Genomic DNA, 2,059 nt, shown 5'->3' with positions numbered 1-2,059 from the left:
TTTCAGTGTCGGTTATAAAAGTACCTTGGAATGTATTTGGGTTTGCTGGATCGGTATATACCGGAAAATATTTTTTGTGCTCATGTTCCATTTCAATATCAAAGACATTCCCGGTCGCTGAAATTTGATCATTGAACTGCTGATACATTGTCGGTGTAATATATCCCTTGGTTCTAACTGAATCAACAAATTCGGTCACTGCACTATGAGCTACAATTTGAGATAAATCATCTTGCCGTTCAGACGCTTGATAATTGGGGTATATGAATATCAGTACTATGGCAATAAGTACAGCTACGATCTTAGATAAAGGCGATTCCAACCATATTCCCTCCTATGTAAATTTAATGGTTGTAACACTGCCTGCAGCATTTCGGATGAATTTCACCTTGTACGATTTTTGAAGGTCAATCATCGAAACATCAATGGTCTCCACATCATAATCTTTAGTGAAAAAACTAGATCCGACTTGAACATCTGCATCGATGGCTTTCATGTTTTTTATGGTTTGGAGTACTTCAGCTCCTGTATAGGTCTCCTCTTCAACCGATCCGAAGTCGATATATAATCGATGATCTTTTTTCACTTCATGGTTTACTACTTCCAGAGCCCTACTTTGTGCTGTGATTCCATTGGATGCGGATCCGAGTGCAACAACAATGATCAAGATCCACGCTGCTATATACATTAATGAACTAGGAGATTCATTCACTATTAAATCCTCCATTTTTTGAGATTCCTTTTCTCCTGAATTAAGGGAGAAAAGGAATCCTTGGGTTACATCTGTCTAAACACGATTCCTACAATTACATCATTCGAATCTCTCACAATATTTGAAGAGAATTTACCTGATGGATTAATGTACGAAGATGTGGCCGGATCTTCAGCTGGTCTTAGATCTTTATTTTTATCACTTGGGCCACCAGTTACTGTACCGTCTGTAGGATTAAAGGTATTACCGTAATAATCAACTGTTCCTTTACCTGTGGTCACTTGAATTCCAAATTGTGATTGATCCATATACTGACGAATAGCATTAAGAACTTGGCTGCCTGTCATTCTGGTATTTGCGTACGTATTGAATTCTGTGCTGCTGATTGTTGTTGTGATTGTCGTCATTTTCTCTTGACCCTGTTTAGCACTATCCTGGCCTGCAAGTGTCAAACCTACTACAATCGTAATGATCATAATTGTTAAAAAGATACCTGCGCCAACGCGCATGCCAATATTCGGATTTTCTTCCACTAAGATTCTCTCCCTTGAGTTAAAAAGTATTTAGAAATTCGTAATTTGTTGAGTAACGACTGTAAGTTGCTGAAATGACATGTAAAGCATTGGGAATACCAGGTAAAGTCCTATGAGTAATGCCCCTGGTACGAATCCCAAAATCTGAGCCCAAGAAGCTTTTTTCTTAATGAGACGCATCAGTCTTTCATCTTTCTCTTTTGCGTAATACTCTTGTTCCATTTCAAGATCATCGAAAGCTTCAGCTACAGATACTTTTTCATAGGCACGAATTAATCTCTTTACGATCCGATCAAATGACTGGAACGGTGCCTCTTCACGCAGCGTTTGCAAAGCTTGCTCTGCGCCGCTGTCAAAGTTCAATAGACACTTTCTAAGAGCTGGCTTAAATACTACGCTGAATTGCTCCATCCATTCGAGAATTGTTTCAACTGAAATCCGATCAAATTGCATTAGAATTGAAATCAAAACGTGGAATTGATCAACTTCATTTTGCATCTCCATGGCTCTCATTCGTCGTTGGAATTTTAATATCCATAACGGTATGTAGTACCCGGTAATTGACATGAATATCGCGATCAGCAACTCCCACCATCGGAAGTATTCACCTTGAATCGATTCCATCTTGTTCATGATTCGATCAGCTGTCTTTTGAATGGTTGCTGGATCAACTTGTCCAGCTGTTAATTCTTGAACTTTTTGTATAACCTCTTCCCTACTCTGTACTTTCACCTCCTTTAAATCATTAATGACGGAATTATCAACTCTGTACGTTCTTCAGCCATTTTTAACTCATCACCTGTGAGTTGTCCCA

Annotated in this window: 3 protein-coding genes and 1 pseudogene; all 4 read right to left on the bottom strand. The window is 38.8% G+C overall.

Features of this window, described 5'->3' with window-relative positions; translation table 11 throughout:
• A pseudogene (locus C3B52_RS35370) lies at positions 1-322 on the bottom strand (hypothetical protein); the annotation flags it as partial.
• A gap of 12 nt (positions 323-334) precedes the next feature.
• The gene (locus C3B52_RS35365) at positions 335-712 is read right to left on the bottom strand and encodes a hypothetical protein (RefSeq protein ID WP_164685080.1); all 378 of its coding nucleotides are present in this window, start codon (positions 710-712) and stop codon (positions 335-337) included.
• A 65-nt stretch (positions 713-777) separates the two neighbouring features.
• Positions 778-1,245: an ABC transporter permease gene (locus tag C3B52_RS35360; protein ID WP_103110987.1), complete on the bottom strand. Its 468-nt coding sequence runs from the start codon at positions 1,243-1,245 to the stop codon at positions 778-780.
• A 30-nt stretch (positions 1,246-1,275) separates the two neighbouring features.
• Positions 1,276-1,977 carry a hypothetical protein gene (locus C3B52_RS35355; protein WP_103110986.1) on the bottom strand — a complete coding sequence of 234 codons (702 nt, stop codon included), beginning with the start codon at positions 1,975-1,977 and terminating at the stop codon, positions 1,276-1,278.
• Between the last annotated feature and the right edge of the window lie 82 nt (positions 1,978-2,059).

The sequence above is a fragment of the Brevibacillus reuszeri genome, assembly GCF_002897295.1.
Taxonomy (GTDB): Bacteria; Bacillota; Bacilli; order Brevibacillales; family Brevibacillaceae; genus Brevibacillus; species Brevibacillus reuszeri_A.
The sequence above is the reverse complement of the archived record's forward strand: the minus strand, read 5'-3'. Positions and strand labels throughout refer to the sequence as shown.